The sequence below is a fragment of the Sulfobacillus thermosulfidooxidans genome (assembly GCF_001280565.1).
Lineage (GTDB): Bacteria > Bacillota > Sulfobacillia > Sulfobacillales > Sulfobacillaceae > Sulfobacillus > Sulfobacillus thermosulfidooxidans_A.
The window spans coordinates 3,034,459-3,048,243 of record NZ_LGRO01000001.1; the positions used below are offsets into that span (position 1 = coordinate 3,034,459).

Annotated in this window: 16 protein-coding genes; 12 read left to right on the forward strand and 4 right to left on the reverse strand. The window is 46.9% G+C overall.

What is annotated here, in order from left to right:
* Positions 1-111: 111 nt before the first annotated feature.
* The 7 genes from ureA (at position 112) to AOA63_RS14765 (ending at position 5,376) form a co-directional block, all read left to right on the forward strand.
* The gene (gene ureA, locus AOA63_RS14735) at positions 112-471 is read left to right on the forward strand and encodes an urease subunit gamma (protein WP_053960419.1); all 360 of its coding nucleotides are present in this window, start codon (positions 112-114) and stop codon (positions 469-471) included.
* Positions 468-842: an urease subunit beta gene (locus tag AOA63_RS14740; protein ID WP_053960420.1), complete on the forward strand. Its 375-nt coding sequence runs from the start codon at positions 468-470 to the stop codon at positions 840-842. The genes ureA and AOA63_RS14740 overlap by 4 nt, the downstream gene beginning before the upstream one ends.
* Entirely contained in the window at positions 839-2,554 is a 1,716-nt protein-coding gene (gene ureC / locus AOA63_RS14745; RefSeq protein WP_053960421.1) for an urease subunit alpha, read from the forward strand. Before AOA63_RS14740 ends, ureC begins: the two co-directional genes overlap by 4 nt.
* Positions 2,555-2,714: 160 nt before the next feature.
* The gene (locus AOA63_RS14750) at positions 2,715-3,179 is read left to right on the forward strand and encodes a hypothetical protein (protein WP_053960422.1); all 465 of its coding nucleotides are present in this window, start codon (positions 2,715-2,717) and stop codon (positions 3,177-3,179) included.
* The gene (locus AOA63_RS14755; protein ID WP_053960423.1) at positions 3,172-3,882 is read left to right on the forward strand and encodes an urease accessory protein UreF; all 711 of its coding nucleotides are present in this window, start codon (positions 3,172-3,174) and stop codon (positions 3,880-3,882) included. The genes AOA63_RS14750 and AOA63_RS14755 overlap by 8 nt, the downstream gene beginning before the upstream one ends.
* A gap of 32 nt (positions 3,883-3,914) precedes the next feature.
* The gene (ureG, locus tag AOA63_RS14760) at positions 3,915-4,556 is read left to right on the forward strand and encodes an urease accessory protein UreG (protein WP_082344002.1); all 642 of its coding nucleotides are present in this window, start codon (positions 3,915-3,917) and stop codon (positions 4,554-4,556) included.
* On the forward strand, positions 4,546-5,376 hold the full coding sequence (locus tag AOA63_RS14765) for an urease accessory protein UreD (RefSeq protein ID WP_053960425.1): 831 nt from the start codon (positions 4,546-4,548) through the stop codon (positions 5,374-5,376). Before ureG ends, AOA63_RS14765 begins: the two co-directional genes overlap by 11 nt.
* 4 nt (positions 5,377-5,380) lie before the next feature.
* Here AOA63_RS14765 and AOA63_RS14770 read toward each other — a convergent pair whose 3' ends face one another.
* Positions 5,381-7,012, reverse strand: coding sequence for a PucR family transcriptional regulator (locus AOA63_RS14770; RefSeq protein ID WP_053960426.1), 1,632 nt, complete (start codon positions 7,010-7,012; stop codon positions 5,381-5,383).
* A 162-nt stretch (positions 7,013-7,174) separates the two neighbouring features.
* On the opposite strand from AOA63_RS14770, the gene AOA63_RS14775 reads away from it, so the two are divergent.
* The 4 genes from AOA63_RS14775 to AOA63_RS14790 all read left to right on the forward strand — a co-directional run bounded on the left by AOA63_RS14775 (position 7,175) and on the right by AOA63_RS14790 (position 10,792).
* The gene (locus tag AOA63_RS14775) at positions 7,175-7,780 is read left to right on the forward strand and encodes a beta-class carbonic anhydrase (RefSeq protein ID WP_053960427.1); all 606 of its coding nucleotides are present in this window, start codon (positions 7,175-7,177) and stop codon (positions 7,778-7,780) included.
* Between the two features lie 176 nt (positions 7,781-7,956).
* Positions 7,957-9,087, forward strand: coding sequence for an ABC transporter substrate-binding protein (locus AOA63_RS14780; protein WP_053960428.1), 1,131 nt, complete (start codon positions 7,957-7,959; stop codon positions 9,085-9,087).
* Between the two features lie 41 nt (positions 9,088-9,128).
* A complete protein-coding gene (locus AOA63_RS14785; RefSeq protein ID WP_053960429.1) occupies positions 9,129-9,974 on the forward strand; it encodes an ABC transporter permease in 846 nt (281 codons plus the stop codon).
* Positions 9,965-10,792: an ABC transporter ATP-binding protein gene (locus AOA63_RS14790; RefSeq protein ID WP_242848346.1), complete on the forward strand. Its 828-nt coding sequence runs from the start codon at positions 9,965-9,967 to the stop codon at positions 10,790-10,792. The genes AOA63_RS14785 and AOA63_RS14790 overlap by 10 nt, the downstream gene beginning before the upstream one ends.
* 89 nt (positions 10,793-10,881) lie before the next feature.
* On the opposite strand, the gene AOA63_RS14795 is transcribed toward AOA63_RS14790, so the two are convergent.
* Both AOA63_RS14795 and AOA63_RS14800 read right to left on the reverse strand, forming a co-directional pair.
* Positions 10,882-11,808 (reverse strand): acetamidase/formamidase family protein, encoded by a 927-nt coding sequence (locus AOA63_RS14795; RefSeq protein WP_197648401.1) that lies wholly within the window; start codon positions 11,806-11,808, stop codon positions 10,882-10,884.
* A gap of 126 nt (positions 11,809-11,934) precedes the next feature.
* Positions 11,935-12,351, reverse strand: coding sequence for a phosphate-starvation-inducible PsiE family protein (locus AOA63_RS14800; protein WP_053960431.1), 417 nt, complete (start codon positions 12,349-12,351; stop codon positions 11,935-11,937).
* Between the two features lie 234 nt (positions 12,352-12,585).
* Here AOA63_RS14800 and AOA63_RS14805 point away from each other — a divergent pair, with 234 nt between their 5' ends.
* Positions 12,586-13,179 (forward strand): hypothetical protein, encoded by a 594-nt coding sequence (locus AOA63_RS14805; RefSeq protein WP_053960432.1) that lies wholly within the window; start codon positions 12,586-12,588, stop codon positions 13,177-13,179.
* A 49-nt stretch (positions 13,180-13,228) separates the two neighbouring features.
* Here AOA63_RS14805 and AOA63_RS14810 read toward each other — a convergent pair whose 3' ends face one another.
* Positions 13,229-13,705, reverse strand: a complete 477-nt coding sequence (locus tag AOA63_RS14810) for an Hsp20/alpha crystallin family protein (RefSeq protein ID WP_053960433.1) — start codon at positions 13,703-13,705, stop codon at positions 13,229-13,231.
* Positions 13,706-13,785 lie beyond the last annotated feature (80 nt).

The following is a 13,785-nucleotide window of genomic DNA, read 5'->3' on the forward strand; positions in this document are numbered from 1 at the left end:
TTTCTTGCGCGATTGAGCATGGATACAGATTTTTACTGCGTTTTTGTTTGAAAAAACAAGAATTATGATGCCGTACAGGCTATTCTGAAACATAGGATGGAGGGATTTTAGGTGTTTTTATCGCCAAGGGAACAAGAAAAATTACTGATTGTGGTGGCTGGTGATCTGGCTGCCAAACGGTTGCAGCGAGGGTTGAAATTAAACTATCCGGAAGCGGTGGCCTATATTGCCTCGGCTCTCATGGAGGGAGCAAGAGATGGGCAAACCGTGGCCCAATTAATGAATTACGGGACGACGCTGCTTACCACGGATCAGGTGATGGACGGAGTTGCGGAGATGGTGGAGACCGTACAAATCGAGGCCACATTTCCTGATGGAACCAAATTAGTGACCGTGCATCACCCTATCCGCGATGGTCAAGAGATGAATCCTGTCGTTTTGGATGTTGTGAAGGAGCTGACAGATTCATGATACCTGGTGAAATTCAGTGTGAGGGCGATGCCGTTACAATAAATGCGTCCGGTGCTGTCATGACCCTGACGGTGCAAAATACGGGTGACAGACCCGTTCAAGTGGGCTCTCATTTTCATTTTTTTGAGGTGAATAAGGCTCTTGACTTCGATCGGGAAAAAGCTTATGGCATGCGGCTTGACATCCCAGCGGGAACGGCGGTGCGCTTTGAACCCGGAATCCGCCAAACGGTGACATTGACACCGATTAAAGGAGCACGCCGGGTTTACGGGTTAAATGGATTGACCGAAGGTCCTTTAGATAAAGAGGGGAATAAAGAAGCAGCTCTTGAACGTGCCAAACAACGCGGATTCTGGAGGCCAAAGTCATGAGTTATTCGATCGATCGTCACCATTATGCCCATTTATTTGGGCCGACTGTAGGAGACAAAATACGGTTAGCCGACACCGATTTGTGGGCTATGGTCGAAGAAGACCGAACGCTTTTGGGAGAAGAAGCCAAATTTGGCGGGGGCAAAGTTGTTCGGGACGGGATGGGGCAGGCCAGTTGGCATAGTTCCGCCCTGGGAGCACCGGATTTAGTGATTACCAACGTGGTCATTATCGACTACTGGGGGATTGTCAAAGCGGATGTCGGCATTAAGGATGGACGGATTGTGGCAATCGGGAAGGCGGGGAATCCCGATATTATGGACGGAGTCGATCCCCGGTTAATTATTTCTCCCGCAACAGAGGTTATTTCGGCGGAAGGTCTTATTCTGACTGCTGGAGGTATTGATTCCCATGTTCACTGGATTACACCCGATCTCGCTCGCCATGCCTTAATGGCGGGTTTAACCACCTTGATTGGGGGAGGAACCGGTCCGGCAACGGGGACCAATGCGACCACAGCCACTCCAGGACCATGGAATATTACCCGGATGCTGGAAGCCATGAGTTCTTTTCCCGTCAATATTGGCTTAACAGGGAAAGGCAATTCGTCGTTTCCTGAACCGTTAGAAGAACAAATTGCCGCGGGCGCCATTGGTCTTAAACTCCATGAAGATTGGGGGACGACCCCCAGAGCGATTGATACCTGCTTGAATGTTGCCGATGAGGCCGATGTTCAGGTAACAATTCATACCGATACACTCAACGAAGCGGGTTTTGTGGAAAACACGCTCGATGCGATAGGTGGACGCACCATCCATACGTACCACACCGAAGGTGCCGGTGGCGGCCATGCGCCAGATATTCTGCGCGTAGCATCTTTCGAAAACGTTTTGCCTTCTTCAACCAATCCTACTCGGCCTTATACGGTGAATACCCTAGCAGAACATTTGGATATGCTGATGGTCTGTCATCATTTGGATCCGAAACTGCCTGAAGACGTGGCGTTTGCAGATTCGCGCATTCGCGGGGAAACCATAGCAGCAGAAGATGTCTTGCATGATTTAGGCGTTTTATCGATGATGTCTTCGGATTCGATGGCTATGGGACGTATTGGTGAAGTGATTATTCGAACATGGCAAACAGCTGATAAAATGAAAAAGGAACGAGGTCATCTACCCGAAGATTCTGCCCGAAATGACAATTGGCGGATTCGCCGATATGTAGCCAAATATACCATTAACCCTGCGATCACGCATGGGATTTCCCGTTTAGTTGGGTCGGTTGAAGTCGGAAAATGGGCTGATTTAGTGCTATGGAGCCCAGCGTTCTTTGGAGTTAAGCCCTCGATAATCATTAAAGGCGGGATGATTGTGGCCGCTCAAATGGGTGATGCGAATGCCTCGATTCCTACCGTGGAACCGCAAATGATGCGTGAAATGTTTGGGGCTCAGGGACTTGCGCCTTATGAGCTGTCGTGGACATTTCTCTCTAAACAAGCTTATGTTTCTGAGCATATTCAAAAGCGCATAAAGCGGCGAGTCTATCCCGTAGAAAATTGCCGGAGTATTACTAAAAAGTCGATGATGCTTAATGACCAAACCCCTCACATCGAAGTCGATCCAGAAACCTACCGGGTTTATGTCAATGGTGAACGGATTACGTCCCAGCCAGCATCGGTTTTACCTATGGCTCAGCGGTACTTTCTGTTTTGACGGGTAATAGGTAGGATGTTTACGTCGTCAGGGGAATATTGGAGGGAAAATTAACAAGGACTGGACATTTGGCAAAGGAAAAGGATCAGGCGTAAATCCTTCCTTCTAGGTTCTTCCTTCTTCCTTAAGCCTTCAGAGAGGAGTATCGTGCTAAATACCCATGGAGACTCTCACGATCAATCAAGTTCTTCGCCGCTATAATGCCGCCACAGAGACGAAACTCACCGAATGGATTGATATGGACGTGGACCAATGCGAAAAAACGCGGTTCAAAGCTATAACCCATCTTGGCCGGATGGTGATGATAGATTTGCCACGCCATGAACGCATAACGCACGAAGACGTTATCTATGAGGATGATGAACGGGTAATCGTCGCCCGTGTCAAAGCTCATTGGGTGCTGGTTATGAAACCCAAAACCTTTTATGAAATGGGATCGTTGTGTTATCACATCGGAAATTTGCATCAACCGTGCCTGGTTCAAGAACAAGAAGTTTTTACGCCCAATGAAGAATTTCTCAAATCCTTAGCGGATTCGTTATCGATTTCATATTCTGTGGAACAGCGGATCTTACCTCAAGGGTTCGCGACCAGAAGCCGCGCGCATCACGTGCATCATGTTTAGTGACACCACCAAAGTTGGGGAGATGTTGCAATTTCTGGACGGGTTATTTCCTTCCGGGGCATTCACCCACTCCTTTGGACTGGAAACTCTTGTTCAAGAAGGTTGGATTACCGATGCGCAAACGGCCAAGTATTGGCTTGAGGCTATTATCCAAGACAGTTGGGTTCCTTCCGATGGATTAGCCGCATTACTGGTTTTTCAAGCACTGGGGCAGGCGTCCTTTCTCGATGGAGTAGCGCGCATTGATGCATATTTAACAGCCACTCGCACAGCATTCGAAAGTCAAAAAGCCTCGTTAACGATTGGACGTCGGATTTTAGCGACCGCTGAAGAATTATTAGATGAACCGGATTTGTCTATTTACCAGCAATATACGTTGTCGCGTCCTTCACTTGGTAACCAGACAGTGATTATTGCGCTTATTGGGGGGATTCGGCATTGGGGATGCGAGGCCACCTTGCAAGGCATCATTTATTTTACCTTATCAGGCTACGTGCAAGCGCTATTGCGCTTGGTACCTCTTGGACAGCGTGAGGCGCAAAAGTTACTATTTGAGCTAAAGCCATGGACTATGGATGTGCTAAAGGGTGTGCGCAAGCAAATTGACTTCTTAAGTGTGGAAGATATCGGATCGAGTATGCCGGTTTACGATATTGCTGTAATGCGCCACAAAGATCTCTATTCCCGACTGTTCCGATCTTAAATCTGAATTTTGAAAGACAGGGGAGAATCACCGTGAAACCAGTAAGAATTGGCGTGGCAGGGCCCGTTGGTTCGGGTAAGACCACCGTGGTGGAATGGCTTGCCCGGGCATTACGGGAAGATTATAGTATTGCGGTTATCACCAATGATATTTACACACGCGAAGACGAGCGCATTCTGGTGAGTAGCCAAGTGTTGCCTGCAGAGCGTATTCGGGGAGTCGAAACAGGGGGATGCCCCCATACGGCGATTCGCGAAGATGCATCCGTAAACCTTGATGCACTAGATGAATTGTGCGCAGCATTTCCGGATTTGGATATCGTGCTTATTGAAAGTGGCGGGGACAATCTTGCGGCCACATTTAGTCCGGAGTTAGCCGACTTTGTTATCTATGTGATTGATGTAGCGGCCGGGGAAAAACTTCCACGGAAGGGAGGACCTGGGATTATTAAATCCGATGTCTTGATTATCAACAAAATTGATCTCGCTCCGTATGTGGGAGCTCGTCTTGAAGTCATGATCCATGATACGGAACAAATTCGCCCAGGGCCCTATGTCTTAACGAATTTAAAAACTGGCGAAGGTTTTGAAAAATTGCTGAAGATTGTGCGGAGTGAGGCGTTATTTGAAGAGATGACAAAATCCATCTCAAACGGGGAACAATATGACCATTAGTCGGCAACGCATTCACGTTTATCCGCAGCGCATTGATACTTATTTCGAACCTCCGTTGCACCTTTTTGTGTTAAATCATTCGTCTCCTTTTCATGTTGTGAGTGCTGAGCTCGGAGGAATTTTGGAAGACGACTTCTTCGAAACAGAAATTATTGTTGAGCCTCACGCCCGCCTATGGTTGAGCACACAAGAAGCTACCAAACTGTTAGCGATGCCTAGTGGCTCGGCGGGACATCGCTGGCATATTATTTTAAAAGATCATGCGCAATTGGTTTCTATTCCCCATGCGATCATTCCCTATGCGCACAGCGATTTTACCCAAACCGTCACGTGCGAATTAGGACATCATGCCACCTTAATGTGGGCAGAAGAAATCATCGCTGGGCGGCTTGCTCATGGAGAACGATTTCAATTTCGACACTTTCACAGCCGAATGACGGTAATGCCATCAGATTCTTCCGATCCTCTCTATCACGAAAACTTATGTTTTAAACCCTTGGAGCGGTTTTTTCATCACGATGGTAGTTGGGAACAATTTACAGCGTGGGGTTCTTTGCTGGTCATGGACTCAGAGCCCATTGCAGATCACGTAAACCCCGATTACTCTCATGATGTGCGCTGTGCCCCTTACCAATTTGGTCATGAATCAAGGGACGATCAAAAATCCAAAAGGCCACGGCAATATCAGGGATTCTCGCCCATTCGGGGAGGATATATATGGCGAGTGATGTCAGAAGATCCTCAACGCGTTCACGACGACCTACAAGCGGCTGTAAACCCAAAGAGGAATTCTCGCACGGCAGATGTGGTCCTTCCCTGAAGAGTTAACGGTTTGGATCCTCTTCAAGGGGTACCAAATCTAAAGACGGGAGTGTATCCCACGAAATTTGTCCCAAGACCATAAGCGCCGTCAAAATTTCCCATAACGACAATGGATCGTGCATACGCCATCCAGTCAACTCTTCGATTTGCTTCAGACGGTATTTTAACGTTCCCGGATGAATGTACAAACGCGCACTGGCTTTTTTTATGGACATTTGCGAGGTGATATAGGTCTTTAAGGTTGTGAGAAGATCGGTATGATGCAAGTGATCTTCCTGTTCCAATGGGTGTAATAGTTTTACGCAATATGCTTTAAATTCTGGGATTTTGTGGTAATAAGGCAATAATCGAATGCCGGGTATAGAGGCAATCGACAGCGGTTTATCCATTTCGTTCTCAAAAGCAAATCGTGCGGACTGAAAAGCTTCATGAAAAGCGTAAGGAAAGTCTTCAAGATGGGATACGTTTTGGCTGATCCCGATTCCAAGAGGTGTCGGTAGATTTTGCCGAATAATCTCTGTCCAGGAAGGCATCACAGACTCGGACAAAGCTTGAGGTATTATTCCAACCAAAACATCTTGAAACCAGCCAGCTAACAGCGGTGAATGGGAAGCATTCACCCGGCTATTTTGCTTTAATCTCAATATTGTCAAGTCACGATCATGAGCGTTCAAATCAGGCTGATAGCAGACAACGACTTGAGCGGGACACAATGAGGAAAGGTGACAGAATTGATTCCAGCGTTCTAACAGATCGTCTTTATTATCATAAGCCGGACTCAACAAGATTTTCAGTAGTTGCTGCCCTTCGTCCCAACTGATGGGAAGAATTTGAGTTTCAGCCCAACTCATTGCTGTCAATCGTGCTAATACAGGAAGCCAGCGTACCATATCTTGAGGGTGAGCCGTTTTAGGTTGGATAAATAGTCTTCCGATTAGTTGATTACGCCAATGAACGGGATGACTTAACGCGATATGTGTTTCATGAGGGGGTTTTCCCCATATCGGGCCATTGTGTTCTTCTAGCCAAATCGGAGCATTTAGCCATGATTGCACTGCCGCTAGCAAATCCGGTAGGGATTTGGGGCCATCCGTTAACAGCGCGGACAACTCCGGGGAAAGGGGGACAGTGGGGAGCTCTTCTGTGCGTTCCCAAAACGCAGCCGAGACAGATGGATAATCGGTGGAAGCGACATAGGGAATGGTTACGGGACCCGTGGGAGGATGTGCCGTGACCACCAGGCGACAGGGTCGATCATCAAGGGCCCAGGTTTGTTTCATACTGATCCAAATAGGTTGGCCCGTCAACGCCGCGGTTGAACCCAATACATGACAGGTTAATAAACATAAACGAGGATTGGCCCGGCTTAAAGCGGCAATAGGACACGCATCAATGTTCAGGATAATCTGATCGTTGTCCATGCTCACGTGAACTTCGGCACCTATGGCTTGCTTGAATTTCGCTACGGCTTGCACGGCATGAGATAACGTATGCACGGGTAACTGATTGTCGGCGATCCACTGTTGCACCCATTTCGCAATGCGGTAGGATTTTTCGACTGCCCCCGTTTGTCCAGACAATTCAGATGACGATTTAGCGAGAACACGCTCAACAAATTCTTCACGCAATGTCATCGGCAACGCCTCTTTCTTTGCGAAACAGGAATGGGTTTTTACGATCCCTTTGTCCATATGGACAAAATTCCCATAGGAATATGCGCTACTTAATTAATGACGTAGTAATAAATGGCTATTACCATTATACATGCACGATCAAAAAGTAAAAGGAGGATGACAATGCTATTCGAAACCTTAGATCAACAAATCAAGAATTACGCTGATTGGGTTTTACGGCGTCAGCGGGGCATTCCCAACAACCGGCGGTTATTCGTTGTGGCGTGTATGGACGAAAGATTACCGGTTGAGGAGGCTTTAGGGATTGACAAGGGTGATGCCCATATTTTTCGTAATGCGGGCGGTCTGGTCACCGACGACGTTATTCGTTCCGCTATGTTGACGACGAACTTTTTTGGTACCGAGGAAATTATTATTGTCAATCACACGGAATGTGGGATGATGTCGGCCAAAACTGAGGCATTAGTGCAAGCCATGAAGGACAAAGTGGGCAATCTTGAACAGGTGGCTCTCGATCCCTCACTACCTGAATTGACATTGAGCGATCCGAATGCCTTTGGACGGTGGATTAAGATGTTTGATGACGTGGATGAGATTTCTGAGGCCCAAGTAAAATTTCTACGAAACCATCCCTTTATTCCGGCTCATGTCACTATTCACAGCTATGTTTATGAAGTGGAAACGGCTCGCTTACGCAAACCTCATGAACGTCTGGCAGAACATGTCAATGACGCACGGACGATGATTGAACATGCGTATTTAGCCTAGCTGTACCGACGGCCATAAAACAGGGGAAGAAAGTTTCCCCTGTTTTTTATTATGCTACATCGTCCATGTAATGGCTGCGATTTAGTCCCTTGGTAAGTTCTGCATAGGGGAACTCTCTTTCTTATGGCGGTATAGAGTATAGCAACAACGGTATTGAGAAAGGTGAGAAAAAAATTATGCGGTTGAAAGCGCGCAGCATCGGCGTCGTTGCAGTGATAGGTAGTGTTGTCACCTCGTTATTAGCCGGATGTGGCCAAAATGCTACCAAGAATAGTGCACCGGCTCACTCCACAGTTTTATCCAAAACCGTCATTCATTTTCCTGGGGGGAACGTGAAGCCTTTAGCTCATCTCACCACGGTCTATGTGGCAGATGATAAGGATCCAGCAGGAGCTGGCATAATGTTAGCGAATGCATTAGGGTATTTTAAGCAACTTGGGATTCGCGTCAAATTAGAAACATTTAATTCCGGAGCTGATGAGTTTAATTCCTTGGCAGCCAATCAAATCGACGTCGCCCGGGGTCTCATCTCGGCGGCATTTTTTAACTCGTATTCCCAAGGTCTGCCGGTCTACTTAGTGGCTGACGGGGGACATAATTTGCCGGGACGACCGTATTTTGCCCTGGTTTTGCGTAAGAGCTTACAAGGTCGCATTAAAACATATTCCCAGTTAAAAGGACTAAAAATTGGTTTGGTATCCTTTGGCAATGTCAATCAGCTATTCTTAGACCGGGCTCTGGCTAAAGGGCATCTGACTAACCATGATGTACATCTGGTGGTTGTCGACTCGTTTTCCGATTTAGTCACAGCGATGGGCAATGGAGCGGTTGATGGTGCCATGTTGGTAGAACCGGATATTTACCGGGCGACGTCCGAAGGTATTGGCTTTGTATTTAAAGATCCGACACAATATGCTCCGCAAGAAGAAGCTTCGACATTGATGTTTTCCTCAAATTTTGTTAAGGATACCCCTGTCGCACGGCGATTCATTTTAGCGTATCTCGAAGGGGTTCGGTATTTTGATACGCACTTTGTCTATTCGCATCAGGGAGAAAATAGGGTGCTTCACATCATTAGCCAGGATTCTGGGGATCCTGTGTCACTACTTACCCATATCAATCCAGCAGGACTTTCTCCATATGGCACCTTTTCTGTGGCTCAAGTGCAACAAGACGAAAATTGGTACCAACAATATGGAACCGTGACCCATAATGTTCCCGCCACCAAATTGGTCAACTTAAGTTTTGTCAAATGGGCGGATCAAATTCTTGGACCATACCATTATCCAAAGAATCCCCATCCCTAATGATTCCTGAACAATGGCAAATGCGCCGAGGAGGTATATTTATGGCCCAAAGGATTAAGACGGAAAATCTTTCTCCGGACTTGCAAGTCGTGATCCGTAAGCCGTTTTCAGGTCATGCTTCATGGAGACGCGATTTCACGCATTCCTTGAATAATCGCCTGATCCAATTAGCTTCACCCATCGCTCTTTTGATTGTCTGGGAATTAATAGTTCTCTCTGGTGTGGTAAACGCGAAATTCTTTCCGGCACCGACCGAAATCGTCGGGTCATTTTGGCATCTGGCGAGCAGCGGATTATTATACCTTGACTTAAAAGCTAGCTTGTACCGGATATTGGCAGGGTTTTTTCTGGGTGCTATTCCCGGTTTGATTCTTGGTTTGCTGATGGGATTGTTTCCTTTCGTTCGCGCTGTTCTCGAGCCGGTGGTTTCGGCTACGTATCCCATTCCTAAGCTGGCTCTTTTACCGCTGTTTATGCTGATTTTCGGTATTGGTAATCTTGAAATGATTTTGGTGATTGCCACGGGAGCGATTTACCTGGTCTTAATTAATACGGTTTCTGGAGTGCTAGAAATCCCCTCGATATATTGGGATGTTGCCCGCGATCTCAAAGCGAACTGGTGGGATCGTTTTAAAACGGTAGCACTGCCGGGAGCGTTGCCGCTTATTTTTACGGGCCTTCGTTTATCGATGGGAATGGCTGTCCTACTGATTGTCGCGGCCGAAAGCGATGGAGCAAACCATGGTGTAGGCTTTCTCATTTGGCGAGCCTATGACATCTACAATATCCGTCAAATGTATGTCGCATTTGTCCTGTTATCGCTAATGGGATATCTCTTGACGTTAGTCATCAACGAAATTGAGCATGTCGTCGTTAAATGGCGATAAGTCAGCGTAAACCGGGGGGACTGATGATGGATGAGTCTCGATTAAGTATCGAAGTCAAACAGGTGAGTAAGCGATTTAAAAGCCGGCATCAAGAAATGGAAGCGATAACGGATATTTCCGTGAATGTTATGGCGGGGGAGTTTTTTTGTGTGGTAGGTCCCAGTGGTTGTGGGAAGACGACGCTGTTAAGGATTTTGGCGGGATTAGAAACGCAATCCGCCGGGGAAATTATCCTGCATTGGCAAGAACGCGATAGACCTCTGACCACCATGGTGTTCCAAGAACAATCAGCTTTTCCTTGGATGACGGTGCAACAAAATGTGGAATATGGTCTTAAGCTTCGCAAAATGCCCAAGATGGAACGCGAATCAATTACCCGTCACTGGATTGAGAAAGTGGGATTAGAAGGATTTGAGCATCATTATCCCTCACAGTTATCAGGAGGAATGAAACAACGTGTGGCCATTGCCCGGGCTTTTGCGAACGATCCGGAAATTTTGCTGATGGATGAGCCGTTTGCTAATCTTGATGAGCAAACCAAATTAATCATGCAACAAGAACTGATTGAACTCTGGGAAGCGAATCGAAAGACTGTCCTATTCATTACCCATTCCATCGATGAAGCCATCGTTCTAGCAGACCGGGTGATGGTACTAACGGCAAGACCCGGGCGAGTCAAGAAAATTTTTTCTGTGGATTTTCCCCGTCCTCGACAGATTGCTGAACTGCGTTCTCATCCGCAATTTGCCGCCCTTTTTAGCCAAATTTGGTCCCTGTTGCGTGAAGAAGTGAGCCCAACAAGTAGTAAGATTGTTTGACATCAATGTATTGTTCCATCCATGCCATGAAGCTTTCACGACTTCCGGGCTTGAGACCAGGGGGCTTGATTGTAACTGTCTTGGGCTGTTTAAAGACCGCCGTCAAGTATTTCTTTTTCCAGATGCATCGTCACAACCCAATTGGGTACATCCACAATTTCTGAAATCTTTAAATCGGCTGCCACGCTGGCGATAAGGTAGGCATCCACCGCTGATAGTCCCGTACGGTTACAAATTAACGAAATCATATGGCGTGTGGCTTGACGGGCGGCTTCAAATAAATCCGGCCCAATACCGGTCGTTACCCACGCGCGGCCCCGCCTTTGAGCATGGGCAGGAGTTTCGAGTTGCGGTAAAGTGACGGAAAGATTTTTTTCTAAATGAACACGAATTGTAACGAGAGCGTCGGTTTCGATAGCCGTGCCAGCGACTTCTCCATCTCCTTGAGCCGCATGAGTATCCCCCAGTGATAAGAGGGCACCTTTTACCGCCACGGGTAAATAAAGGCGGGATCCAGCGACCAAATGACGAATATCCATGTTGCCACCTTGGGCACGGGGAGGAACTAAGGAATGGTCGCCGTCTTGGGGAAGGGCAACCCCTATTGTGCCAACAAATGGTTTAACAGGAATGCGTAACCCTGGCAAAAGTTCTGCGTAATTGTGAGTGATGTGTGAAATGCGTAAATGGGGATGAGGGAACATTTCATGTAATAATCCAAAGCCAGGAATATTAGCGGTCCATCCCCAATCGTTAACATCGACGGCCAAAATGTCTACCACGAGGGTGTCCCCTGGCTCAGCATTATCGACGTAAATGGGTCCCGTCACTGGATTGACCCGGGAGAAATCGAGGTGACGTACATCCTCACTTTGTGAAGTTTCATTCAGCTGACCGCCCGAGGCGTTTGTTACCTCGACCTCAATGGTTGCATGATTGGGAACATGAACAGCGGGTTCTAGATGATTATTCCATACCAAATGTGATTGTGATTTTGATAAATGAAAGGACAGCACGAAAATCCTCCTCATGTCAATGAAGTCAAGACATTCCATAGATATTGGGTTTAGTTAACCACAAGCAAGCCGTTCCCGACAAGGGCAGAATAGTTCTGTCTTGACCCAAGACAACTTGTGACAAGACTATTGCCCCTGGGCATCAGAAGAATGAGATTCAGATTGAGGTACACGTGCCGTGACATAAGCAGCAACCATCCAGATGATCACAAACACAGCCGTTAAAACACCGCTTTCCCAAATTTGTTGAAAATTGGGGTGAGCCTCGACCGTTAAAAGAACCAAAAGATGACGAACTGAGGCTAAAGACGCTAAGGTGATAATCAATTCAGGGCGAATATGGTGGGTCGATTGCATGACCCTAGCAGTATGCGCGAGCTCAGCAAAGAGGAACGCTAACATTAACGGGTCGATGCTCGCATGTAAAGCGGTTAATAGATGATGAGCATTGACAATCCACAGCCAGAACGTGTCAGCCAACACGAGTACCGTCGCTAGTGTAAATGCGGCCGTAACGCTACCCCATAGCCAAGATTCAAACATACAACGCTTCGTGGTCATCATCCTTTTTTAAAGAATCGTGCTCGCCATCATACCATAGAATTCCGATAATGTTCAAGATAATAAAGAATTATTGGACGACGATCAGATTTTGATGAGATTTCTGGAATAGAGCACGAACTTGAGCGTAATGCTCATAATGCGTATTTCCAAAAAATCTGTTAGGGTAACAGTATTGAGATTTTCATGGATCGCGCATAGGGGGGATCGTTTCGGGTGGACCGAGATACCAAAAAGTTTTGGCAAGAACGAAAACGCCAGATGATGGCAGGTAACCGTTCCCGACTGGGTCCGAGCGGATGGAATATCTCTCATCGGGTGACCGTGGCGTTGATTGCGATCGAAACTGTGGGATGGCTACTCGAGTCGTTTTTTCCGGGATTCATTTTACATTTATCCCAGTCGGGGGGGCGCGTCGCCCTCATCTTACTGGCAACCATCATGCCCGGAAGTCTCTTGGGTTTGGTTTTCGCGGCGTTTTTTATTTGGATTGTTGGATCACAGTTAGAGATTGTCGCAAAACCATGGCAATATCTCTTGGTCTTTTTTGGTGCGGGTATCGTGGGTTCTACGGTAATGACGATTATGGGGGGGCTAGGAGGAGCATTAGCTGCATTTGGTTTGGCTGGCGCCTATGTCTATGCCATGTCCCGATACAACTATGGTGCGGCTGTAAGATGGGCGCTATTTCTCTTGCTGATTAACGTGTTATTATCGGGGTTTCAGCCCGCGATTCTGCTCGGTATGGCGGGTTCGTTCGGTACAGGATTAGGGTTGGCTTGGACGACGGGTATTGGCGAAAGACGGTAATAATAATCCAGCTCTCCGAATCAAATCGGGGAGCTGTATACGAATCTTTTTACTCGTTTTCGATAGGTATCGATTTGGCCGTGCGCACCGCTGTTTTAGGAATGGTTACCGTTAACACGCCACGTTTCAAGGAAGCACGCATGTGTTCTGTATCGGCATCTTGAGGTAAGGGAATTTCACGGTAAAATTTTCCGTAGACCCGTTCTGTCCCGTACATACGAGCTCGATTCACATGCCGTTCTTCCTGTTTTTCTCCACTCAAAATTAGAGTGTGATCCTCAATGCTCACACTCATATCTTTAGCGTCTACACCCGGTACGTCAAAACGCACATAATAATTGGTATCGTCTTCAACTAAGTCTGCTGCCGGGGTCAGTAATGTGTCATAAGTCGTTGAGTCATGAAACCCCCAATTGAAAGTGCGTGTTAAACTATCGAAGAGTTGATTCATATCATTTTGCAAGCGAATAAACGGATCGCGAACATCGATAGTTTGTTGAGTTCTGCGAATCGGAAACAGACTCATAACAACCACCTCCAATATCTGTCTTTGACTTTATTTGACCTTACATTTTTATAATAATCGCTTGGAGATTCTTGTCAAGA